The organism is Gracilibacillus caseinilyticus, from assembly GCF_022919115.1.
GTDB lineage: Bacteria > Bacillota > Bacilli > Bacillales > Amphibacillaceae > Gracilibacillus > Gracilibacillus caseinilyticus.
Map to the genome: position 1 here is coordinate 3,013,499 of NZ_CP095072.1, position 23,242 is coordinate 3,036,740.

The 23,242-nt window shown below is 35.0% G+C and carries 34 protein-coding genes and 1 pseudogene; 30 read left to right on the top strand and 5 right to left on the bottom strand.

Annotation, left to right across the window (positions count from 1 at the left end; translation table 11 throughout):
* Entirely contained in the window at window positions 1–333 is a 333-nt protein-coding gene (locus MUN88_RS14145; protein ID WP_244716138.1) for a helix-turn-helix domain-containing protein, read from the bottom strand.
* A gap of 168 nt (window positions 334–501) precedes the next feature.
* Here MUN88_RS14145 and MUN88_RS14150 point away from each other — a divergent pair, with 168 nt between their 5' ends.
* The 28 genes from MUN88_RS14150 (at window position 502) to MUN88_RS14285 (ending at window position 15,717) form a co-directional block, all read left to right on the top strand.
* A complete protein-coding gene (locus tag MUN88_RS14150; protein WP_244716140.1) occupies window positions 502–720 on the top strand; it encodes a helix-turn-helix domain-containing protein in 219 nt (72 codons plus the stop codon).
* A gap of 50 nt (window positions 721–770) precedes the next feature.
* Window positions 771–1,085 carry a hypothetical protein gene (locus MUN88_RS14155; RefSeq protein ID WP_244716142.1) on the top strand — a complete coding sequence of 105 codons (315 nt, stop codon included), beginning with the start codon at window positions 771–773 and terminating at the stop codon, window positions 1,083–1,085.
* A gap of 101 nt (window positions 1,086–1,186) precedes the next feature.
* Window positions 1,187–1,345 (top strand): hypothetical protein, encoded by a 159-nt coding sequence (locus tag MUN88_RS14160; RefSeq protein WP_244716144.1) that lies wholly within the window; start codon window positions 1,187–1,189, stop codon window positions 1,343–1,345.
* 249 nt (window positions 1,346–1,594) lie between these two features.
* Entirely contained in the window at window positions 1,595–3,805 is a 2,211-nt protein-coding gene (locus MUN88_RS14165; protein ID WP_244716146.1) for a phage/plasmid primase, P4 family, read from the top strand.
* Window positions 3,806–3,934: 129 nt separating this feature from the next.
* Window positions 3,935–4,354 (top strand): hypothetical protein, encoded by a 420-nt coding sequence (locus MUN88_RS14170; protein WP_244716148.1) that lies wholly within the window; start codon window positions 3,935–3,937, stop codon window positions 4,352–4,354.
* 12 nt (window positions 4,355–4,366) lie between these two features.
* Window positions 4,367–4,663 carry a hypothetical protein gene (locus MUN88_RS14175; RefSeq protein ID WP_244716150.1) on the top strand — a complete coding sequence of 99 codons (297 nt, stop codon included), beginning with the start codon at window positions 4,367–4,369 and terminating at the stop codon, window positions 4,661–4,663.
* 292 nt (window positions 4,664–4,955) lie between these two features.
* Window positions 4,956–5,129, top strand: a complete 174-nt coding sequence (locus MUN88_RS14180) for a hypothetical protein (protein ID WP_244716152.1) — start codon at window positions 4,956–4,958, stop codon at window positions 5,127–5,129.
* A gap of 135 nt (window positions 5,130–5,264) precedes the next feature.
* Window positions 5,265–5,408, top strand: a complete 144-nt coding sequence (locus tag MUN88_RS14185; protein WP_244716154.1) for a hypothetical protein — start codon at window positions 5,265–5,267, stop codon at window positions 5,406–5,408.
* 1 nt (window position 5,409) lies between these two features.
* A complete protein-coding gene (locus tag MUN88_RS14190; RefSeq protein ID WP_244716156.1) occupies window positions 5,410–5,568 on the top strand; it encodes a PTS ascorbate transporter subunit IIC in 159 nt (52 codons plus the stop codon).
* A gap of 2 nt (window positions 5,569–5,570) precedes the next feature.
* On the top strand, window positions 5,571–5,783 hold the full coding sequence (locus MUN88_RS14195) for a hypothetical protein (protein ID WP_244716158.1): 213 nt from the start codon (window positions 5,571–5,573) through the stop codon (window positions 5,781–5,783).
* Between the two features lie 63 nt (window positions 5,784–5,846).
* On the top strand, window positions 5,847–6,023 hold the full coding sequence (locus tag MUN88_RS14200) for a hypothetical protein (RefSeq protein ID WP_244716160.1): 177 nt from the start codon (window positions 5,847–5,849) through the stop codon (window positions 6,021–6,023).
* A gap of 21 nt (window positions 6,024–6,044) precedes the next feature.
* A complete protein-coding gene (locus MUN88_RS14205) occupies window positions 6,045–6,236 on the top strand; it encodes a hypothetical protein (protein WP_244716162.1) in 192 nt (63 codons plus the stop codon).
* Between the two features lie 79 nt (window positions 6,237–6,315).
* The gene (locus MUN88_RS14210; RefSeq protein WP_244716164.1) at window positions 6,316–7,353 is read left to right on the top strand and encodes a hypothetical protein; all 1,038 of its coding nucleotides are present in this window, start codon (window positions 6,316–6,318) and stop codon (window positions 7,351–7,353) included.
* Between the two features lie 16 nt (window positions 7,354–7,369).
* A complete protein-coding gene (locus MUN88_RS14215) occupies window positions 7,370–8,752 on the top strand; it encodes a fibronectin type III domain-containing protein (RefSeq protein ID WP_244716166.1) in 1,383 nt (460 codons plus the stop codon).
* Between the two features lie 2 nt (window positions 8,753–8,754).
* On the top strand, window positions 8,755–8,916 hold the full coding sequence (locus MUN88_RS14220; protein ID WP_244716168.1) for a hypothetical protein: 162 nt from the start codon (window positions 8,755–8,757) through the stop codon (window positions 8,914–8,916).
* Complete coding sequence (locus MUN88_RS14225) at window positions 8,916–9,365, top strand: hypothetical protein (RefSeq protein WP_244716170.1); 450 nt, start codon at window positions 8,916–8,918, stop codon at window positions 9,363–9,365. Before MUN88_RS14220 ends, MUN88_RS14225 begins: the two co-directional genes overlap by 1 nt.
* A gap of 1 nt (window position 9,366) precedes the next feature.
* Window positions 9,367–9,648 (top strand): hypothetical protein, encoded by a 282-nt coding sequence (locus MUN88_RS14230; protein WP_244716172.1) that lies wholly within the window; start codon window positions 9,367–9,369, stop codon window positions 9,646–9,648.
* A complete protein-coding gene (locus MUN88_RS14235) occupies window positions 9,642–9,782 on the top strand; it encodes a hypothetical protein (protein WP_244724704.1) in 141 nt (46 codons plus the stop codon). Before MUN88_RS14230 ends, MUN88_RS14235 begins: the two co-directional genes overlap by 7 nt.
* Entirely contained in the window at window positions 9,783–10,169 is a 387-nt protein-coding gene (locus MUN88_RS14240) for a hypothetical protein (protein ID WP_244716174.1), read from the top strand.
* 18 nt (window positions 10,170–10,187) lie between these two features.
* Complete coding sequence (locus tag MUN88_RS14245; RefSeq protein WP_244716176.1) at window positions 10,188–10,343, top strand: hypothetical protein; 156 nt, start codon at window positions 10,188–10,190, stop codon at window positions 10,341–10,343.
* Between the two features lie 59 nt (window positions 10,344–10,402).
* Window positions 10,403–10,771 (top strand): hypothetical protein, encoded by a 369-nt coding sequence (locus MUN88_RS14250; RefSeq protein ID WP_244716178.1) that lies wholly within the window; start codon window positions 10,403–10,405, stop codon window positions 10,769–10,771.
* Entirely contained in the window at window positions 10,771–11,397 is a 627-nt protein-coding gene (locus MUN88_RS14255) for a zonular occludens toxin domain-containing protein (protein ID WP_244716180.1), read from the top strand. Before MUN88_RS14250 ends, MUN88_RS14255 begins: the two co-directional genes overlap by 1 nt.
* Window positions 11,384–11,728, top strand: a complete 345-nt coding sequence (locus MUN88_RS14260; protein WP_244716182.1) for a hypothetical protein — start codon at window positions 11,384–11,386, stop codon at window positions 11,726–11,728. Before MUN88_RS14255 ends, MUN88_RS14260 begins: the two co-directional genes overlap by 14 nt.
* Before the next feature lie 15 nt (window positions 11,729–11,743).
* Entirely contained in the window at window positions 11,744–12,124 is a 381-nt protein-coding gene (locus tag MUN88_RS14265) for a hypothetical protein (RefSeq protein WP_244716184.1), read from the top strand.
* A complete protein-coding gene (locus MUN88_RS14270; RefSeq protein ID WP_440136854.1) occupies window positions 12,114–12,824 on the top strand; it encodes a C40 family peptidase in 711 nt (236 codons plus the stop codon). Before MUN88_RS14265 ends, MUN88_RS14270 begins: the two co-directional genes overlap by 11 nt.
* Window positions 12,825–12,908: 84 nt before the next feature.
* Entirely contained in the window at window positions 12,909–13,751 is an 843-nt protein-coding gene (locus tag MUN88_RS14275) for a nuclease-related domain-containing protein (protein ID WP_244716188.1), read from the top strand.
* Between the two features lie 145 nt (window positions 13,752–13,896).
* Window positions 13,897–15,414 carry a recombinase family protein gene (locus tag MUN88_RS14280; RefSeq protein ID WP_244716190.1) on the top strand — a complete coding sequence of 506 codons (1,518 nt, stop codon included), beginning with the start codon at window positions 13,897–13,899 and terminating at the stop codon, window positions 15,412–15,414.
* 102 nt (window positions 15,415–15,516) lie between these two features.
* Window positions 15,517–15,717, top strand: coding sequence for a hypothetical protein (locus MUN88_RS14285; RefSeq protein ID WP_244716192.1), 201 nt, complete (start codon window positions 15,517–15,519; stop codon window positions 15,715–15,717).
* A gap of 34 nt (window positions 15,718–15,751) precedes the next feature.
* Here the strand turns inward: MUN88_RS14285 and MUN88_RS14290 are convergent, their stop codons facing one another.
* Window positions 15,752–16,348 carry a hypothetical protein gene (locus tag MUN88_RS14290; RefSeq protein WP_244716193.1) on the bottom strand — a complete coding sequence of 199 codons (597 nt, stop codon included), beginning with the start codon at window positions 16,346–16,348 and terminating at the stop codon, window positions 15,752–15,754.
* A 1,146-nt stretch (window positions 16,349–17,494) separates the two neighbouring features.
* Between MUN88_RS14290 and MUN88_RS14295 the strand changes: the two genes are divergently transcribed.
* Window positions 17,495–18,679 (top strand): DUF6161 domain-containing protein, encoded by a 1,185-nt coding sequence (locus tag MUN88_RS14295; protein WP_244716194.1) that lies wholly within the window; start codon window positions 17,495–17,497, stop codon window positions 18,677–18,679.
* 92 nt (window positions 18,680–18,771) lie between these two features.
* Window positions 18,772–18,858: pseudogene (gene gerE / locus MUN88_RS14300) on the top strand (spore germination transcription factor GerE); the annotation flags it as partial.
* A 788-nt stretch (window positions 18,859–19,646) separates the two neighbouring features.
* On the opposite strand, the gene MUN88_RS14305 reads toward gerE, so the two are convergent.
* The 3 genes from MUN88_RS14305 to MUN88_RS14315 all read right to left on the bottom strand — a co-directional run bounded on the left by MUN88_RS14305 (window position 19,647) and on the right by MUN88_RS14315 (window position 22,938).
* Complete coding sequence (locus MUN88_RS14305) at window positions 19,647–20,054, bottom strand: DUF5391 family protein (RefSeq protein WP_244716195.1); 408 nt, start codon at window positions 20,052–20,054, stop codon at window positions 19,647–19,649.
* A gap of 323 nt (window positions 20,055–20,377) precedes the next feature.
* Entirely contained in the window at window positions 20,378–21,721 is a 1,344-nt protein-coding gene (locus MUN88_RS14310) for a S8 family peptidase (protein ID WP_244716196.1), read from the bottom strand.
* 443 nt (window positions 21,722–22,164) lie between these two features.
* Entirely contained in the window at window positions 22,165–22,938 is a 774-nt protein-coding gene (locus tag MUN88_RS14315; RefSeq protein WP_244716197.1) for an alpha/beta fold hydrolase, read from the bottom strand.
* Window positions 22,939–23,242: the final 304 nt, after the last annotated feature.

Below are 23,242 nucleotides of genomic sequence, written 5' to 3' on the forward strand. Positions count from 1 at the left end.
TTACTCTCCTCTTTCTTGTTTAGCCTTCCACTTTACGTAGTCGATATGCCGTTTTATATCATTGATTTCCTCTTCAGTTAATCCTTCCATGTCAAAAAAGAATAAGTTATCATGATCTAATTGCTTTTCTTCTCTCCCATATAAATAATCCACCGATACTTCAAAGAAATCGGCTAATTTAATCACCAAGTCCATATCAGGTTTTCTATTCCCGTTCTCATATCCAGAAATCGTTGACTCAGCTAAAGAAAACTTTTCTCCAAGTTGTTTCATCGTTAGTTTTTTGTCTTGACGTAGCTTTCTAATTCTTTTTCCTAAGATTTTTTCATCCAAGAGAACTCCTCCTTACTTGTTTAATCATTATCTTTAATTATACTTTGCAGTTTGCGAATATTAAATAATTCTACAAGAACTTTGCAAAATGAATTGGCGCTTTGCAAATTGTGAAGTAAGATATAATCAAAGCTATTCAAAACGCAAAGTTAAAGGTGGTGTTTTATAATGAATTCTTTGAAAAAGGCTAGATTTAATGCTGGTCTTAGTATTGAAAAGGCAGCGTGTTTGTTAGAAATTTCAGCAGGATATTTATCACAAATAGAAAATGGTCACAGACAAGTAAGTTCTCAGAGAGCTGAACAAATTGCAAAGTTATACAATCTGGATAAGGATCAAATTTTTTTACCTAGTCGCTATGCAATTCGAAAAGTTAATACTGCATAAGATCCTTTTTTGCTTACGGTATTGATTATAAATGAAATGAGGTTTTATTAATGAAAATCAAAACATTCAAAACAAGAGGCTTAGACAATGATCTAATTGCTGATCTGCATTCTGAATCAGTAGTGAAACGAATTCAAGCTGTTTTAAAAATGAATGATGCTTTAGATAATGTGAAGCTTTGTGATATTACACACTTTCTAAATCAAGGAAGGACGTCTTTGCTTATCGTTACAGATGATTGGACATATGACATTCATTTCGATAACAGATTTAACGAATTAAGACACTGTAAATCTTATAACTACACCATTCAAAAAATGAATCAGTTAATAACTGAATCAAAACAACTAACGATGAAGAGCTGATTAAAGATAACTTACTATAAATGGTCAGCTTAACCAATAACAAAAAAAGAAGGTTAGTCCACATAATGTTGCTGCATATTTTAGTAACAGGGGTGATGTAAATGGCAAAGCAAGCAACGAAGAAAAAAGTAACGTATAAGATCAGAAAAGTTACTTATGGTGATATGCCAAGAGAAGAAGCCTTTGAAAAAGCATTAAAGCCATATTTTACAGCAGAAGAGATTTCAAATAATCCGACTATGAAGTTGGTGAATACCTAAACTATGAAACTAGCAAAATACAATAAGAAACAGCGTTTAATTATATTAGTGAACGATCTACAAAGAAAAGGCGTAAAGATCGATTTTGCAGTGAAGTTTATCGAGAAGTAGGTGTGAGAGTTGAATGATAAAGCCATAAAAAAAGTAGCAAGTGCGACAACACTTACTACAGTCAAATACTACCTATTTATACTTTATCATTCTTCTCCTATTTTTAAAAGTTTATACAACTAGAAGGAGGAAATACTTTTGAGTTTAGCAGTTGCGACAGTAGATGAAACTAATTTATCACAACTATTCCCGTCAGCTGAACATTCATTAAAAATCATTAAGCTGATCGGTTATTCCAAAATAAATAGAGAACAAGATTACAGTGTAGCCAAACGACCATTTATGAAGAAGTGGCAAGACCTTAATCTTCCTGGATTAACGGAAAAAGAATCGAATCAATGGCTGCATCAAAAAGGTTGGACAGGCTTAGTCATCCCTGATGGCTATGATGTGATTGATATCGATGATCAGCAGGAAGGACAAGCTATATATGATGCACTATATGCAGCTGACTTCCAGTTTCATGCTATTAAAACAGTTAGAGGGTATCAATTCTTTTTTAAGTCTACTGGCAAAGTTAGAGGTCAAGATGCAAAGGTACTTATGGCAGGTGGTTTCGTTGGCGATTATCGACTATCAGGTAGGGGACAAATCGTATTGCCTAGTGAGAACACAGAAGGACGTGAATGGGTACATATTGCAAATGGTGATCTCGATGAAATGCCGATTTTCTTTGAAAGATTAAAGAAATTATCCAATGATCATGCACGACCTTTTCATTTACCAGTAAGCGAAGGATCTCGAAACAATACAATGTATGCCCACTGTTGCAGATTGATAGAGTTTGGTTACTCTCAGAAAGATGTTTTATACATTGTCAGTTTCTTAAATCGTTATTTTTTTGTTCCTAGCATAGATCAAACAGAATTTGCGAATACATTACGCAGTGCATTTCAATTTGAACCGTCTGGTACTAATTATCAAGTTACTGAATCAATACCACCACGACAGCAATCAACACATACAGTGAGTGATGATGATAAACCTAGCTTTAATTTAACGGAAATGGGTAATGCGGAACGTTTAGTTTACCGGAACGGACAGGATTTAAAGTATTGTGTGGAATTTGAGGAATGGCTGATATGGAACGGCTCAACGTGGAAGCAAGATCATAAACGAAAAATAGAACGAATCGCAATCAAAACGTTTCGTGAAATGTATGGGGAGATCCAAGACTTAAATGATACCGACGAACGTAAAAACCTTTGGAAATGGGCACAAAGCACAGAGAGAAGTTCCGTTTTTTTAAATAGTATAGCAAGGGCACAAGCAATGCTGCCAGTATCACAAGAGGAACTCAACCAAGATAAATATAAATTGAATTGTGCCAACGGTGTTATTGATTTAAAAACTGGCGAGTTATTAAGCCATGACAGAGATCGGTTAATGACTAAAAATACTCACATTAATTATGATCCACAGGCTCAATGTCCGAACTGGCTTGGTTTCTTACAGAGTATTTTCAAAAAAGACAGTGGTGAAATTAAATTCGAATTGATCGATTTCATTCAAAAGTCAATGGGTTATGCACTAACTGGAGATACAAGCGAACAAGTAGCGTTTTTCCTTTGGGGAACTGGTCGTAATGGTAAAAGTACATTGATCAATATAGTAAAAGACTTGTTAGGTGATTACAGCAAACAAACGAATGCAGATACATTCACCACGAAAATAAATGAAGGTGGAATTAACAATGATATTGCGAGATTGCATGGGTCACGCTTTGTATCAGCTGTTGAAAGTGAAGACGGCCAGAAGTTATCAGAGGCACTGATTAAACAGCTTACAGGTGGTGAACCAATCACAGCACGATTTCTTAGAAAAGAATTCTTTGAATTTATGCCAGAGTTTAAGATTTTCTTTACCACGAATCATAAGCCGATTGTTAAAGGTGATGATGAAGGCATATGGCGCAGAATTAGGTTGATTCCTTTTGATCGTACAATTCCAAAAAAAGACGTGGACAAGCACTTGCCAGAGAAATTACAAGCTGAATTGCCTGGTATTTTAAAGTGGGCAGTGGATGGCTGTATTAAATGGCAAAAGGAAGGCTTAGGAGAGCCGGAAGAAGTGAAGAACGCTACAGATGAATATAAAGAGGAAATGGATCTATTAGCAACCTTTTTAGATGAACGATGTGTGATTAATCCTGAAGTAAAGGTCCAGGCTACAATTTTGCACAAAGAATATTTAGAGTGGGCTGAATCAGTTGGAGAATACCCAATGAAGAAACGTGCCTTTAATAATCGTCTCGTAATGAAAGGTTTTCCTAAACGTAAATCTACTGGTAACAAATTGTACTTTTTTGGTATTGGTTTAAGTTCTGATTTTGATGAAGATATCATTTAAAGTTACTTAGTTACCTTAAGTTATCTATTTTACGATTACTGCTATATGAAAAATATTAATAGATTAATAAGGATTTTAAGTAACTAGTGGTAACTAAGTAACTCAAAAGTAACTAGAGGAGGCAAAAAGATGCTAAATAACCTCTTAGATGAACTATATGTCCATAATATAGAAATCATACTACATGATAACAAAAAATTGAAATTACTATATGACAAAAATCATAACATAGAAACATTAAAACAGAAAATAAAACAAAATAAATATAAAATCATCGCTCGATTACAAGAGAACCAGGATGCATATAGTAAAGGTTTTAATATCTATGGTCATGGTGATCTATATGAGTATCGCTATGGCTATGGTTCCTATCTGTATATCGAAAGGTATGAAAATGAATTGGTCAGTGTCTACAGACTAAATTACTTTAAAGGGGGTGTGAAACCCTACAAGGTTAAAATCGTCCGAGAAAACTGTTCATTTGAACGTGGTTTAAAAGATGCAACAGGATTCATACAGTGGTTGAATAAACGGCAAAAAATAGGATAGGAGGAGTTTTTATTGTACTTGGAAAGAGTAAAAGCGAAAGGCAAGACATATCTTTACCTGAAAAAATATTGTGTTAGAGAGTTTTATGAGAGAAATAATAAGACTGTATATGGATTTGGAAGAATTGAGAAGGCATTAAAGCAAATGTATAAATGGCAACAAGACTATTCCACATTTCCACAAGAATTAAAGAAAGAAGGATGTACCAAGAAAGATTTAATGACATGGATCGATACATTAGAAACTGGAATACATAAAACAGGAAGATCCTTTGTTCATCAAACTAATAGTGTTAAATCAGTAAATTAAATCTTAAAAACGTGTGGTATTTTAATATATTTATATATATAAAATTTTGCACGTCCTTAAAAACTAAATAATAGAAAACACATGATGCCAAAAGTAGTTATTTAATAAGTTATTTTCTTCATTGAATTTGAGAAAAGTTTTGGCATATAAGTAGGCCTATATACATGATAACTTTGTATTATATTAATGCAATGTAAAAAATGTTGTAGACCTTTTCTTTATAAAAGGGTCTAACAGGTGTATACACCTAGCGATATTTCATTGCTTTTTATGAAAAGGTAGGTAAGGCGATATGACAGAACCGCAAGTAACGTCACCGATTGACCCTAGAGAAATGACAAGGTTCGTGACCGATTCAGGCGAAATTCATGTTATTCATGAAATGACATTGGGTGACCTAGTCATAATGTTGGCTCTAGCTGCTATTTTGTTATTCCTGGTCATTGATCGAGTGGTTAGGAGGTAGAAATGCAATGTTTGAAGTAGTAGAAAGTAGTCCGAAAGAAGTATTCCTTGTGTACGTTGCTTTTATCTCAGCTTGTCTTTTAATCGCTCCTATTTGCCAACTACTCTTTACATCGATAGAAAGGGGCACTAGAAGATGGAAATAGGCGGACTGATGGCAGAAGCCTTAAAGATTTTTCTAGGGAACCCGGACGTGATGACAACGCTAATTACGTTTGCTGTTACTTTATCTATTAGTTTAACAGCCTTGAAAATCTATCGACTAAGTAAGGGGGAATAACATGAATTTATCCGGCGTTTGGGATTGGAATTTTTATTGGGAGTCATTTGGTTTTTTTCTTAAAACAGTTGCGCCGTTTCTAATGATTACTGTTGCTGTTATTACCGTTGGTTTGTTACTTTTTGTAGTCATTAGAGCAGTGAAGAACAGTAGGGAATGATTATGCTTTATACGATTACATTTTGGACAGATCAGAACATGGGCGAGTTTTGGGGTAATGTGAAGATGTTACTACAAACAATTCAGCCAGGTATTATGCTAGTTTTTGCTTTATCAACAGCCGGACTATTAATAGGTTTAGTCGTTAGACTCTTTCACAAGTCAGCTAAAGACGGGGAAGATCACGAAGACGATTACGAGATAAGGCGCTATTAAGTTAATAATCGGCACAGCCGATATTATAAATTTTATTTCTACATTTAAGGGAGGATTTTTATTATGTCAATCGACTGGACAGGTTTAACTTTACCATTTGATGTAACAGATTTAATTACAAGCGGTAACGGATTATTAGGAATGGTAGGTGGATTCGTACTCCTAGCGCTAGCCTTTGTGTTTGTACCAAAAGTTATTGGTCTTATCCGTCAATCATTTTCAGCAGCAAGAAGTAAATAGTTTTAAAGGGAGGTCATAAGCATGGAAGAACCGACACCTGGAATTGATTGGTCAGGTCTTTCTTTACCATTTGATGTAACAGATTTAATTGCAAGTGGTAATGGTCTTTTAGGTTTAGTTGGTGGATTCGTACTCTTAGCATTAGCCTTTGTATTTGTGCCAAAAGTTATTGGTCTTATCCGTCAATCTTTTTCAGCAGCAAAAAGTAAATAGTTTTAATTAGGATGGTAAAAAAGCCGGGTAGATAGTTTAAATGCTATCCTCCTGGCTTTTTATATTAAAGGAGAAGATTATGCAAAAAATACTACTGTTTTTAATTGTTGTATTTTTTATGTTTCCTATCAATGCTTTTGCTGCCGGTATAACAAGTAGCGAATATAGTGCAGCAGATGATACCTATTATGTCTACATGGACACGTCGGGTGCAGATAGCTTTACGATCACACAAGATGCAACTGGAACGACCTGGAACTACGATGTTGTAGATGGAGACGACTATACAACGCTAACGTGTAATGGTTCCTTTACGTACACGTTTTATTCCGGAAACAGCGTTATAGCGACAGAAACCGTTACAGCATCCGGAATTATAGAGCAGAACAGTAATTGTGAAGGGACAAGCGATGGGAATGGCAATAATAATTGTGGATGCATTTTCAATACACCTGGTTGGCAAGATTACATGGATAAAATGGACGACGTTATATCAGTCATACCCCCTGCACCAGATTGGGATAGCGTTGCAGATACATTCAAAGATTCGATTGTACCTAGTTTGGTTGGAGAAGTTGAAAACATGCTAGGAAGTCCACCAGGCGAAATGTCAGCTCCTCCGTACCCTCCACCATTAGACGATGGTAATTTGCAAGAACCAACAGGACAAGAGGCAAATGGATTAGAAGGTTTTGACGCAAACGACATTAAGGACAACGCTCCGGATATCGAGGTGCGAGAAGACGAAAGTGGAGGGTTTGACATTAATGATCCACTAGAATCCATGCCAGAACAAGAAATATTTGTGCCGAGCGAACCGGAGAACCCGGCTCCAAGCGAACCGGAGGAACCGGAAAATATTGCACCGGAACCAACCGAGCCGGAGAATGTAGCGCCAGCACCTTCTGAACCCGAAAATGTTGCACCATCACCGGAAGAACCGGAGAACGTCGCACCGACACCCGGAGAAGGAGAAAATACAGCGCCTACACCAAGTGAGGGAAATAATACGGCTCCTATTCCTAGTGAAGATGGAACAGTAGCACCAACACCAGGAGAACCGGACAATGCTTTTCCTGTGCCGGGGCCCAATACAGATGACTATCCAATGCCGTAAAAGAAAGGAGTATTTTATGAAAAAGTTTAGTGTTTTACTATTTGGGGTTGTTTTGTTTCTGATTCTGATTCCTTTTAGTAATGTATTTGCTGCTGAATTTGACTACAATGATGGCTTACTAGACGACCCTAGCAACGTTTTATCGTCATCTATGCCTAGTGAATTTTACGACAACGATCTTGAAACAGGCAGAAAGATATATGCGCATAATTACTATGACATTCAACTTAATGGAAAATTTCATATTGATTCTATGTATCTAAAGGCTACTACTGGTTACTCGAAAATTCAGTTATTTGCAAATAACGAAATGGTTTTTTATGAAAGTAGCGCAGGAACGAGCATCGATGAATTAATAGAAGTAAACAAAGACGATGTAGATCTTATTAGGGTTTATCAGCCTTCTACTACATCAAATGCTACGGTTTACGAATTAGATGCGTTCGGTTACAAAACTGGCCAGTTATCCATTCCGAATAACGTTACCAACTTAAAAGCTGTACCGGGAGGAAAAAAAGCGGAATTAAGTTGGACGAATCCTACTGGCACAGGCTTTCAAAGTGTGAGCATTTACCAGGGTGATAATTTGTTAGTGGAAAATGTGACAGAAGAAAGTTACACCGTTGAAGGATTGAACTTCAACACTAGTTATACATTTAAAGTTGTTTCAGTTGGTGCTGATGGTAATTCAAGTGGTCAAACCGTGGAAGTGACCACTAAAGCAGAACCGGACACCGATGGTGATGGTATACCAGATAGTGAAGATCAATACCCGGACGACCCAGAAAACATTCCACCACCAGAAACAACCGAAGACGTTCCGGAAGTGGAAGAACTAAAAATCGAAGCAACACCCGAAAGAGTGGATCTGTCCTGGAAGAATCCACCGAGGTATTTTGAAAAAGCTACTATCTATCGAAAAGTGACTGGAACAGCAACGGCAGCAAGTTTTAATTTAAATCCTTTTGCACCTATCACCGTGCAAGCTGCCGAAGATTATGAGCCGTTATTTGAAACCAATGGAACAACATTTGGGGATTTAAGTGTTAAGGAGAATGAAGAATATGAGTATAAAGTGACGAATACGTACAACGGTTTAGAGAGTGCAGGGGTAACGGTTCAAGCATCGATTCCTGAACCTCCACTAGTAGACACTACGGGCGCAACTTTGCCATTTGGTATAGGGGAATTAATTGCAAGTGGAAATGGTCTTTTAAATTTAATTGGTGGTTTTGTACTTCTAGCACTAGCATTTGTGTTTGTACCGAAAGTGATCGGTCTTATCCGTCAATCATTTATTAGTAATGCTACTGGACAAGCTACCGACAACCGATTGACCGAAAGGCAACAAAAAATGATAGTCGGGCAAGGAAGACAACCGAGACAAGGGAGGTCATAACAATGGACAACGATCTTATGCAGTCGGTAATTGAGGTTGTATTTATGGGGCACATGAAATATGTCGCTCCCTTCCTCTTACTCATGATGTCAACGTTATTTGTAGATCAAATCATTAACTTGGTCAAAGGCATTCTAGCAAACAATAAAAGGGTTCGTTATTAATGGGGATTATTGGTGATGCGCTTTCCTGGATAGGTAATTTAATATGGAATGCTATCCAATGGTTGTTAGGCGGTATAGGAGACTTTTTTCAAACACTAATAGATATTATCGTTGGCTTTTTCCAGGTCATATTTGAAGTTATCGAAGGTTTGCTTTATTTGCTCTACATGATCGGTGTGTTAGCTGTTAAGCTGTTCCAAGTTATATTAGAGTCAGCCGGATTATTGTGGGCACTTGTAAAAGGATTTAGCAATACATTGACAAGCTTATCCTATGCGCCGAAGTCTTCCGGTGGTCATGGTTATAGCGAAATGATCGGAAGAATATTTGACGCATTAGAACCAATGCAGTTAGAGCCGATTGCTTACGTATTATTATTTGTTTTATGGTTTACGACAGCTATTGCGGCTATGAAATTAATATCTAGCATTCGAGTAGGAGGCGATTAGATTGGACGTATTAACGACAATCAAAAGCTTTATAGACAAGATTTTTCAGCCTCCTATTGCTTTTCTTGATTTAGCAATAGAGAGAATCCAGGGCGTTCATTTAGGAATGTCGCAAGGGTTGAATATAGGACAGTATTTTACAGTATTCGGAGACTTGCCTGGCATATGGCAAACGGTAGTCTCTTCTATTTTGATTAGTACCGTGCTGTTAGGAACACTTTTGATGTTCCGGTCAGTAATGCGTATGTATTACAGTGTGAAAGAAGGTGTTAAGTGGTGGTAGATGCATTTTTTTATATGTATGTAGTGGGAGCTGGAGCAAGCGCCGGGATTGCTAGCGTTGTTTTTGTCTCCTGGAAGGTTTATCAACGATCAGCAGCACAACCAAATAAAAAAAGAAAGGCAGTTGTTCGCTAAATGGGATTAAGTAAAAACAAAGAGGAAGAATTTAACCTGGAAACCAATGATCTATTAATTGTATTTGACGACGAAAAGAAAACAAGTGACATAAGACATATAACCGAAACGACCGACGAGGCAGTTATAGCAGCAGGCTATTACAAAGTGCCGTTGCAAGATTGCGAGATAACAGTAGGTAACGACGGAAGGAACTTCTTTTATAGAGCGCCTTCCAGGTCAGTTACGGAAACGGAACGACTAGCACAGCTAGAAATGAATACCGTTCTAACACAGATTACAGCATATAGACCGCCGGTTTTACCTTCTAGCCTGGATTGGACGAAAGGGATCTTGTTCGCTTTGATCTTTATTGCATTTATTATTATTGCGCTTGTCGCAACCTAATAACAGGAGGGATGAAACATGGACGAAACAGTATGTAGATTAATTTATGAATTAAAAGGAATGGTAACCTCCACTTTGGAGGCTGCCGAACATTCCGACGAAGTGTTACGACCTTGCCTAGACTTAGCAGAAAACAAGTTGATCGAGATACTAGAAAGAATACCGAATAAGTGATGTTGCTAGAGGGCGCTCAAGCTTAACGAAATCTAAAACGAAAGGTAGTTGTTCATTCAATGCAAAATACAGAGCAACAAAATGCACACTCAAACGCCGATAAGCTGCAATCTGTGATAAGTGATGATCTTTTCCCGCAAGTGCAGCACATATCAGATGTAAAACAAGTCATAGAAGAAATGCAGAGCAAGTCGCAGAACCTCCGAGAACCACAAATAAAAGCGCTGCTGTTCTTGAAACGCTTAGGGCAAAACAAATACTTACACGGCGATAAAAACCCTTATGACGAGATTTACAAGTACATTACAACGCAAGGGAAAACAGATATAGCGAATCCAGAGTATTACCTGGACACGATCGAGGCGCTTATTCCAAAACCGCCTAAACCAATCGTGATGGCTCCAGATGGCAAGGGGGCAAAACGATAATGGCACACCACTTTTTTATCCAGGGACCACTTGGGGGCGGTAAAACATTTTTAATGTCGCTCCTGGCTCACCACTGGAAATCAAAAACGATCAGAAACGGCGGTCATGTTGAATTGTTCAGCAATTATGGCTTAAAAGACAGTTATCCAATGTCTCACTATACAGATTGGTATGAGGTGGCCGAGGCGCAAGGTTCTATTATTTGTTGGGATGAGGCACAAATGGCGTTTAGTAATCGTAAATGGAGCAAGTACGGTCAAGGAATCGCAACCGAAACGATGATGTTCACTAGAAAGATGAAATCCGTTCAGATTTATTGCAGTCCGTCGATCAACAACGTAGATAGCCGTATTCGTCAGATCGTCGAGGTTTTAATCACGACAAGAAAGATCGGTGACAAAGGTTTCTCCTTGCATTTCAGAGACTATCAGACCGGAGAACACTTACACAACCAATTTATTCCGATGTGGAAAGCAAGGAGATTTTTTAAAATGAATCTCTATGACAGCTTTAACATGGTGCAGTCTTTTCCTTTGCCTGCAACAGAACGAGAAGGGAAAGAGTTTTTTGAAACGTTAGAAGAAATTCACGACAAAGCAAGGGGGAAAATCCGTGTTAGAAGTTAAAGAATTAAGTGTAGTACCGAATGATTACAAACAGAAAGACCCTAGAATGCTGCTTTACTTATACCCAGAAACCCTAAACATAGTCGCTTACGCCAGGTCATTACAAAAGTTTAGCTTTTACCAAACGTTAGAGGTAGCCGAGGACTTAGCAAAGCGCCAGGGATTTATCCTGCTGCCATATGGTTGTATTCACTGGCAACGTGCGAAGAATTACGGATCAGATCGCAAAATCAAGATAGGAAGAAAATCATTTTTCCTAATGAAACCGAATGAACTAACTAACGGTGAAAAGCGTAAATTAGAAGATTATATAGACGAATTAAAAACATAGGAGGTTAAAAATATTATGCTTTTACGATTAAAACATTCTGAGAGTGCTTTAATTTTGCTCCATATGGCTATGACAAGAAAGAGCGCTAGAAATACTTTTAAACGAAACCATAAAAAAGAATCAAAAGAGTTGCTAGCATCATTTGATGAGGTGAAAGAAGAATTGGAAAAAGCAGTAGATCAAACAGACGAGAATCAAGGCTTCCTGGTCACGGATTATCATTTTAATGTACGTGAAATACAAATGCTATATTCCTTCTTGTCCAGTTATATTCCTTTATTATCCGATACTGTGAAAAAAGCAGGCGATAAAGACGAAGATCGTTACCAGGTGTTGGATTTGCAAAGAATCAACGTCCAATTACAAAAGATGTTAGAAGGTGCTGGTGTTGTTTAGAAAACTATTATTCTTGTTTTCTATTATCTTTTTCATTAGTCAGCCGTTGAAAGCAGATTTGATAGACGACCTGCAGCAGCATAAAGAAGATTTGCAAGCCATTGAAAAAGCTGTCCAAGAGTCCACCAAAAGAGAAGAAACGATAAAACTTGCACAGGATGAGGCAAGACTAGCAAAGATCGTAACAGCTTATGAAAATGCAATAGCTTTTGATCGGGAAGAAACAGAAACAAAGACAGCCACTAGGAATATAAACTCGAATCAAACCTTATTTATCGATCTGCAAGATATGAATGCAAGCGACAAGCAAAAGAAAGTTGTCAGCGTCGGAACGAAATGGATAAATAATTCTAAGTATGTCTTTGGTGGTGGCAGAAACCAATTAGACGTAATGACAGGGCGCTTTGATTGCTCTTCCTTTGTCTATTGGGCGTTTGACCAGGTAGGCATTACATTAGGCAATATGACGAGCGTTACAACCGATACACTAAAAAGCATGGGATCAGGTGTGACTATGGATAATATTCAAATCGGTGACCTGGTTTTCTTTAATACGTATAAGATAGATGGTCATGTAGGCATATACGCCGGGAACGGTCGATTTATAGGAGCGCAAAGTAGTACAGGTGTTTCATATGCAGACATGACTTCTGGCTATTGGAAGGAAAAATTTAATGGAAGAATTATAAGAGTGTTCTAATCTATTATTTCGCTTATCAGGTAGAATTAGTATATTTATAATGGTAATATTATACTAATTAAATATAAAAGGTAGGCGATTGCATTGAAGTTACTCGACAAATTATTTAAGAAAAAGGAAACAGAAACGAAAGCAAATTCAACTGCAAAAACGACAAAGAAGCCAATTAAAAAACACAATGAAAAAATTGCAGCAAGAAAAGGGGAAATCGGAGAACACAAAATAAACATTCAACTGGATCAATTTCCAAAAGAGTATAAACATTTAGAAGATATTATGATCAAGAATCCGAAGGCAAAGAGTGGATACTCACAAATAGATCATATACTCATATCTTCTTATGGAATATTTGTTATAGAAACAAAAAACTATGAAGGAACTATTTATGGTGGTAAGGACAGAAAAGTATGGTCAGTGAATGGTAAATTTAAAATGATGAATCCATTCATACAAAATTATGGTCATATTAAGGCTTTAAAAAGTGAGATAAGTGAAAAATACCATTCTTACTTTGTATCTGTGGTGTCTTTTACAAAACGATGCAAATTTAAAATAGATGAAACTGAATTAAGAAAGATCGCTTCAGATGAATTACTTGTATATGACATTGAATTAACGGAGTTTATTAATCGTAAGGTGAATATAAATGAACATCAACATGAAGAGCCATTTTTAACTGATAGACAAATAAACGAGATTTATGACCAGCTAAAAGCAGTTAATATAGAGGACCAAGCTATTAGAAAACAGCATGTTCAGTTATTAAAAGAAGGAAATAAAAAAGGAACTTCACAAAATAAGGATAGTGCAAAGTGTACCGTATGTAATAAACCTGTATCAGAAAAGGTAAAAGCATATTGTCATTCCAATTCAAAATTCAAAGGAAAAATATACTGTTATGAGCATCAAAAGACTATAAGTAGCTAATTTTTGTGTCTTTTTAGGTGAGCTATAAGGTATAGCACCAGGTTTAAGGAAGACTTGCATTGATTAATTAGAACATGCGTTCTATAATTATTTTGTGAAGTGCTTCGTATGATATTAATAAGTAATGATATAGAGGTGGCTAATTATGATTGAAGAAAATGAAAAGCTAACCACATATCGTGAATATCCTTACCTGGTGTATGCCCGTGTTTCTACTGACAAAGATGAGCAAAAGGATTCCCTAACAAACCAAGTGGATATATGTCGTTATTGGTTAGAACAAAATAAATTTGAATGGAATGAAAGATCTATTCTTCAAGACGAAGCAAAATCTGGAACGATGTTTCTAGAGAGAACAGCCATGCAGTTGATTCTCAAGAAAGCAAGAAACAGAGAAATCAAAATGGTTATTTTTAAATCCATTCATAGGCTTGCCAGGGATCTTAAAGATGCCTTAGAAATTAAAGAGGTATTACTTGGTCATGGTGTACGTGTAGTGACGATTGAAGAAGGATACGATAGCCAATATGAGGGAAAAAATGATATGAAATTTGAAATGTTCTCAATGTTTGCTGCGCAGTACCCAAAAACACAATCAGTTTCTATTAGTGCTGCTCTTGCTGCAAAAGTAAGGAAAGGTCATCACATAGGGAAGATTCCATATGGATATGATCGAGTTAACCAATTACTAGTAATAAAGGAAGATGAAGCTGCAGTTATAAGAAAAATTTTCAATTGGTATAACTATTATGGATATGGACAGAAGACCATTACTAATAAATTAAATGAAGGTGTTGAAGAAGGAACTATATTACCACCTAAATCAGGTGGAATATGGCAACTTACAACCATTCAACGAATTTTAAGAAATCGTACTTTTTGTGGAGATTTTATTCTAAATCAATACACCAATGTGAAAGTGGATGGACGTAAAAAACAAATTAAGAATCCAAAGTCGAAATGGACAATTATTAAAGATCATCATCCAGCAATCGTACCGAGAGAAGAATTTAATAAAGCCAATAATAAGAAAGTTGTAAATAATAAAAGAAAAGTAACTCCTTGGAATGAATTTAGGGGATTATTAAAATGTGGCCATTGTGGCAGTAATATGATCATAATGCAAAGCTGGAAAAGGAAAAAGGACGGAACTAAAACTCACTGGAAATATTTAAAGTGTAGTAAGTATAGAAGGTCTAATAAGTGTGTTAATCATCCACCTATAACTTATGAGGATTTTAGAAAATTAATACTTCAGAAATTGATTGTAGAAACAACAAAAGCAAGATTTAATCTAGAAGCCAATGTATCAAAAAATGATCAAATTAAAGTAAAAAAAATAAAAAATGAAATTGCCAATTTAAATAACAAAATTGATAGATTATTAGATATTTATCTAGAAGGTATTCTCAATAAGTTTGATTACGAAAATAAAAGAGAAGAATTACAAAAAAGGATACAGCAACTTGAGGATAAATTATTTACTTTAAATATGGAGAAAGAAAGAGCGATAAGTATAAAAACTATTAAAGAAGCCTTAGATCAATTAAATGACACAAATAAAGATTTATTCCATGTATTTAATGTTTTGATTGAATATGGTGTTATATATATAGATGGTACTATTGATTTGAAATATAAGTTTAATGAAGACAATGAATAAAAATATCGATTTAATCATAGGTTTAACAAATATTAAAATTATTTGGGTTTTTATGTTATAATTTGAATAGTTTACAAAAAATTATTTAAAGGTTGTGTTGTTTTGACTGAATTAACAAAAGAAGACTGGAATAACCTAGTGAATAATGTCGGTAATGTAGCAGATAAAACACAGCAACAATTACTTGATTTAAATGCTTACGTGACTGAATTAAATAATACTTTAACGGTAACGAACATTATACTGGGTATTATTGCAATAACCTATATTTTATCGACTATTATTAAGTTTATGAAAAAATAAAAAAGACTGCGTCAAAGCGCAGTCTTTTTTTAGATTAATATAATGAATAATTAAAGCCTAGTTCAATATATTTTCGGTAATAATTTGTAGAACCAGACGAACCTCCAATTGAAAATCCAGCTGCTTCCCAACCGGCAGAGAATTCTTGAGTGGTAGCTATTTGTATTGTAGCATCTCCCAATACCTCAATTGAAGTGGTTGGAAATTGTCCTCCATTAGGTAGAGAATCTGCAGTAGCACTTTCAATAGTATGGTTACCAGATCCGGTAAACCACTGTGTATTAAGTACATTATTTATTTGTCTAAAGGAACCAGAAGAATAGATTTCTATTCGAGCTCGCAATCTAGTATCTAATCCATTGTCAGTTCTAGTTCTACTAACATTACTTAAGTAAGTGTCATCAGCTGCTAAAGTGCTGACACCTGATAATGGTTCATTTTCTACTGTGAAAGTATCTAGCAATTCATCTGTTTCGTTGTCGTAAACCTCTATACTTCCAACTAAATTGGTCTCACTTTTTTCTATATAAACATCTGACTGGTCGTAGGGAATTTCAAATTCAATTCCCTTTATATGTTCAGTGAATAACCCTTCGCCATTTTCTGCCGCACTTGCCGTAATTCCTGGCAAAATAAATAATACTCCTAACACTACACTTAACGAAACTACTGTTTGCTTGATTTTTTTGATAAATATTCCCTCCTTTGTATTTAACTAGTATTCTATATTAGTTTATGTATATTTTCAACAGTTTTACCACTAAAATTACAAAAAAATTACTTATTATGGTTTTTGTGAATGTTATTCTTTGAATCATGAAAAATTCTATAATTATCTGAAATAACTTGATAGATTTGTGAAAAGAGTAGAAATAATCTAAAATTAGTAATGTAGTAAATATTTCTTATTTTAGGTGGTTAATATGAAGGGTTTTGAAGGATTTGCTGTTTACATATTAATAATGGTGGTCGGAATTGTAACCATGGGTTTGTTTTTTTGGACTATTACAAAACTTTCAGAAAAAATATCATCAAGACTGTCTTTCAAGTTATTGAAAAAAGGATCTATTATAAAGCAAATAACACTGCTTGAATTTATATCCATCTTGTTTTTGATGATGATGCTAGCTAGTCTAATTTCCTTTGTATTTAGAGTTTGGATGAATTTCTTTTCTTTCTTATTTTTGATTAGTTTTATGTTTTTTTGTTTGCACGGACTTACTTCACCATTTTAAAAGAAAACAAAAATATATCGAAACACCTCTAACCAAATTTTCAAAAACCATATTAGTTGTAATTTCACGATATAATAATAGGTATCTTGTTAATCGGTTAAAAATTTTATTTTCGGTAAAATTTATTCAAAGTTTTGTGTGTTTTTCAACTTTTGGATTTATTGTAAGTATTGGGGCATTGAGCTTTCTTAGTATTTCAAATGGAATTAGCTTTTTATTATCATTATCTATGCCCTTTTCTTATGTGATGTGGATTTATACATTTAATGACAAAAATGACAAAAAAAGTTGGATAAGTATTAAGAGAATGATTACAAGAGTAATGGTATTTGTTTTATTATTTTTTATATTATTTATTAAGTTTAATAGTTATTCTAATGTTGGTCATTATGATACTGTTGAAATTTTTGTATATATTCTTATTCCTTCTTCATTTCTCTATCTGGAAAACATCATAAAACTAATATACGACGATAAGAAGTTGTTCGAGGAAAATTCACATGGTAATATAACTAAAAAAGCTATAATAAAGAGGTGATGTATTGGATAAGACAAAAACACAGGAAGATAATATACAAATACTTTTAGACTATTTCAAGTCAATGAATTATCAGTTTGAAAAATATCCTAGTAATAATGTTGGAAACTACTACGATTTAAAGAAACTAAAGAGTTTTATAAATAATGAAGTTGAGTTTTGGGATGATGTTGTTAATAATTTCAACATTACAGAAACCGCGAAATTTCCAATTTTATTAGTATCGCAAAATTTTAACAATATAAATAAAAATATAGAATATTTGTTAAAAAATGAAACTGAAGATATCGATAGTAAAAAGAAAAGATTAGATACAGTATTGAATACGATTAAAGGAAATAAATTTCCATGTATTTTTTCGATTAGCAATGAAGCAAAAATTATAAAAATGTTAAGCGATAACAAGTCCATCAGAACTATTAATGGATTTTTGAAAGGTTATTTTAGTCCGAGAGAACATCAACATCTAAAAATAAGTAATAATGAATTTTTAAACAATGAATTTATTTTAGGTATAACAATAGCAAGTAAGTTATTATACCCTGAAATCACCAGTGACCTAAATGATGAATACTATCGAAACCTCGAAGAATTAGTTGAAAATACAAATATTAATAGTGTGAATGTGATAAATTCACTAAATAAATCATCTAACGAGATAAAGGAAAAATTCACTTCTTTTTTAAATGAAATTAATCAAGAAAGAGAGAATTATTCAGAAAGAAATGAAGTTTTTTTGAATGAAAAACAAGAAACTTTTTTAAAGTTGGAAAACAAATATAAAGAGCATCTAAAATTAAAAGAACCAGCAGAATATTGGAATGTAGCTGCAAATGAATATGAAAACAGAGGTGAAAAATGGAGGAATTGGTCTTTGGGGTCTAGTATAATATTTATTTCTATTTTAACTGTGATATTAATATTTACGAATGTTAAAAACACTCTTGATCTAAGTTCAGTAAAATTTACAATAATACTAACTGTGATTATTTCTGTTGGTTTTTTAATTATTAATCTCTTTATAAAATTGTCTACTTCTAATTTTCATTTAGCTAATGATGCTCATGAAAGACATCATTTAACTTATGTATACCTAGCGCTTTTAAATGAAACTGAATTTAGTCCAGAAGAAAAAAATATTGTCTTACAAGCCCTATTTTCTAGGTCAGATAGTGGTAACAAAAGCTGATTCTGGTACTCAACTCCCTGGTCAAGCTATTACTTCACTAATGAAACAAAAACAATAAATGTCAACTGATTTTAAGTTTGCAATAATAATGCATAACAAATGCAATGCAGAAGCTGGGTGTTAAGGGGCGCTCACAAGCTGTAGTGGAATTGTTGCGAATGGGCGAGTTAGAGCTCTAGATGAAAACCAGTTATTCTATAAAGGAATAACTGGTTTTTCTGTTGGTAAAGAATTTATTTGTGAAATAGCGGTTGGATTATGCAGCAGCTTAAAGATTTTTCCGATATATGATATAACCAGATACAATAAAATTATATTTGCCATCAATGGGACCATGTCAACTGAATAAGCATTGTTTACAGACAGGTGCTGTAAAATGAAGCTAGAATTATTTTCGCTGTAAATAGTCACAAATGGAAAAGGAAAACCAAAAGTATAAGCATATTTAGTCGTATGAAGTAATGTAGGTGACGGATCAGGTATAATGCCGGAAAGGGTTAAAAATATAGCAAGTGCTACTAATAAGAGAGGGGGTTTTTAGGTGATGTCTTTTTATTACACGACTTAAAAAGATTCCAAATAATAAAAGTGTAATAGAATATAGTAAGATGTTAGTGAATGTGGGATTGATGTTAAGAGCAATAGAACATATTTCCAAAACAGCTCCAATTCCAGTTAAAATAAGAAATACAAAAATAAATTCGATGATAGATTTTAATGTGTCACTCATGATAACGCCTCCTTTATCTTTTGATATAATTGGTTAAATGTGTAAAATGTTATAGCAAATCAAACCTTTTTAAGCAATTAGCTATGAAAGTGTGAATAATCAGATAAAGAACTCAATGCAACTTGATTTTAAAGGAATAGTATATAATTTGTAGTTGTAATCTTCTCTTTACTAACAATGGCACTAGAATTGTAGGAAATTAGAAAAGAACTGACACTATTTATAGATAAAAGTTAATTACGAATCTTGCAATGCCTTTCTGCTGCGAAAAGCAATCACATACCATATAATATTAACAACGCATGTAGCCGCACATATAGCTATTACAGCCATAGTGATAGGGGCGTTCTGACCGGAAACTTCACCAATTAGCAGGTTTATGGGAATTAAAGCTAAGTTAATTAATAACCCTATACCACAAAATACTGCCAGCACATATTTCATAGTATCCATTCCAGTCATATAAAGGATCAAAGGGATTATGTAAAACATAAGAATCATAATGATTGCAAGCCACATACCTATTGAGTTAAATGTATTCGTGTTTGGTCCCGAATCAGCAAGTGGCGAAGCGGAGCTTAGTGTCATCATGGAGCAAAAGAGAATAGCTGATAATAAAGTGGTGATAACCACACGTTTTTTCATTCTTTTCACCTCACATAAAAATAGGAACAGAACTTAATAAAACAACACCAAACATTTCCTTGTAAAACATTTACAAATACATTTTCTGGTATCTTATTAGATTTGTCAAGATTAACTTTGAAAATTAATCTGTATTTGTAAAAATGGAAAGACCAGTTATCCTTACATGAGAGTAACTGCTTTTATTTTATACGTTAGGAAAGCATTAAATTTTTGCAATGAAGCAGATCGACGAAGTGAAAATTTAGAAGGTACAAAGTATAAGCAAAACTTCGGCACTCGTTAATGATGGGGCGAATGCCGAGTTTTACTAGATATAATTGTTAATTATGATTGATCTGCTGCGGTATAGACTGCTCCGCATTAACATAACCAGCACCATAAACATTTTCGTCGCGATCCACCCAAATATCAGTACCAGACTTTAACCTTTCTTTTATCTCGTCAGCTGTTAGGTCAGGATTATGTTGCTTCATTAAACTTACTACGCCGGCTATGATTGGTGTCGCCATGGACGTGCCGGACATAATATAGTAATCTCCGTCGACGCGATTGGATTTCTGAAGTCGGTCAAGATAGGAATTAGGGGAGCGTAAGGAAATAATATCGACGCCAGGTGCAAGAATATCTGGTTTTATTTCTCCATAGAGTGTCGGACCTCGGCTTGAGAAGCTTGCAACCTCATCATCCCGGCGTGTATTTGCTGTTGTGCGATCATCAAGTGCTCCGACTGTAATGACACGATCACTTAGACCTGGACTGGAAATAGTTTGTGGGTCTGGCCCACTGTTACCAGCTGCCACACAGACAGTAATACCACTTTTCCATGCTTCCTCTACTATTTGAACCATAGGATCGCGGTCTTCTTCGCCATAACTTTGTGCTTCAGAACCTAGAGACATGCTGATAATGTCAATAGGAGTAGTAGGGTGATCTTCGTTATACTGAATACACCATTCTACACCTTGCATGATCGTATCTAATGTACCTGATCCCATTTTATTTAATACTTTTACACCAGCCAGATTTGCTTTAGGGGCAGGTCCCATATATTTTCCGTCAGAAGCAGATGCGTCTCCGGCGGCATCACCGGCACAATGTGTTCCGTGACCATTATCATCATATGGTTCTGTGCGATTATTAATAAAATCTACAAAATCAGTAATTCTACCCGATAAATCCTGATGTGGATATATTCCTGTATCAATAATGGCAATTTTAGTTCCTTTTCCAGTTAAAGCTGTATTATTTCGAAATACCTGCTTCGCTTTTGCCGACTCAACTGCAACATCTAATAAAGCTTGCACCTCTTTATTCTTATATACTTTTTTGACATGATTACAGGTGGATAGCATTTCCTCTAAGCTGTCAGGAGTCATATCTGCTGTACAACATGAAACCCTGTTATAGTAATGATATAACTTATTGTTTTTATGTTTCTTCGTAATTTCTGCTATTTGCTGACAACCGTCTTCATATGCCTCAGGCTGAAATTGCACAATAACAGAAAGTTTTTTCTTACGCATTAATTTTCTTTCAAATAATCCATGCAAGAAGCACGGTGTATATTTAAAAGGACGATACAAATGAATTAAATCATCACGCAATGATCGGTCTAGCTGTTTACTATAATTTCGAACGGTCTGAATCATAGAATATCCAAACAAAATTATCCCCTCATTTCTTCTTTGTCTACTTCAATCTATGAGAGGATGAAAGCTTTGGCATCCATGATTGTCCAATAATTATCGAAAATAGGTAAATTTAAGAGATTAAATAGTTTAATCTAAAAATGAATAAAAAAAACCGGGCATAAACCAGCCCGGTCGTCAACGAACTAAAATATTTAGCTTCTTATAATACGGTTTATGTAACTGGATGTCTGCTTAGCAAAGTTCCGGAAATATGCCTCGCAGGACGCGAAGTGGTTGGTAGAAGGTATCCCAGCACACACAATATATCAAAATGGTCCCATAGCTAGTTAGCATATTCCATATTATGGGGATATGCTTTTTTATCTCTCAATCTTAAGTCTAAATTTTCTTATTAAAAACCAGTATTTCATATGAAATAACTGGTTTTAAAGTGTCTATGTAATGACCACACAGCTTTACTTCATCAATTCTTTCCGCTTTGACCATTCATAAATAATCGCATTACACTCATTATAATATTTTGTTGGTACTTGGTGCTTGGAATGATGTATATAAGCAACCTCTACATCATTAATTTTTTTGCGAAAAGCATGCTGGTAGGAGTGGACATAAAAATCATTCGCTCCATAAATAAGCAGAAGTGGGACATGGATAAGGTGTAAACGATCTGCAGCCTGATAATTTAAACCTAGCTGGTATTGTTGCGTCAGCATATGTGGGGCTGTTTTCTTAATTTCCAATTCCATTTCTTTAGCGGCTCTTTTATCACGAAAGTGGTTGAAGCTAAGTCCTTTTGCCAGTAAACCGATCCATTTCCACTTCGCTATCGTGATCCCCAATCCGTACTGCGTTCGCAACGTGATATTCCCAGGAGTGTAGTAACCACCGATCAAAATAAGGGCCAAGGTATGATTCGGGTATCGTAAGGCGAACTCCTGTGCAATTAAGCCGCCATTTGAGTAGCCACAAATGATGGCTTGACTAATTCTATTCACATCCATTATGCGTTTTACGTCTTCAACAAAATCGGAGAATTGAAGGATTCCCTCTGTACCACTACTTCGGCAGTCACCTCTGTTATCAAAGGTGATGAGCTTAAAGTGATCTTTCAGTAATTGTTGATAGCGAAAAGTTAAATGTCCCATGGCTGGCGGGGAAATAAAAATAATTGCCGTTCCTGATCCGGTACATTGAAAATACAAAGCAGGTTGTGTTTCGGTATATGGCATAATTACACTCCCTATCTGACTGTTCGTGTCCATCTATTAAGAGTGTTCACTACCAATCCATATTTTATCCGAATTGCTTCTTTTATCGGTGCGACACCCCTGTTTTATAGATCTTTACTTAAGTTTTCGTTAAAATTGGAATTTTTTCGTAAATAGTGTTGACGTCAAAATATTTTGAATATATAATTATTGAGCATTGATAAAAAATTTTAAACAAAGGAGGTTACGCAAAATGAATACGAAACGTTTATTTCCTGTTCGCATTCTACAACTGAATGATATTACCGTGACCTCCTTTTCGATG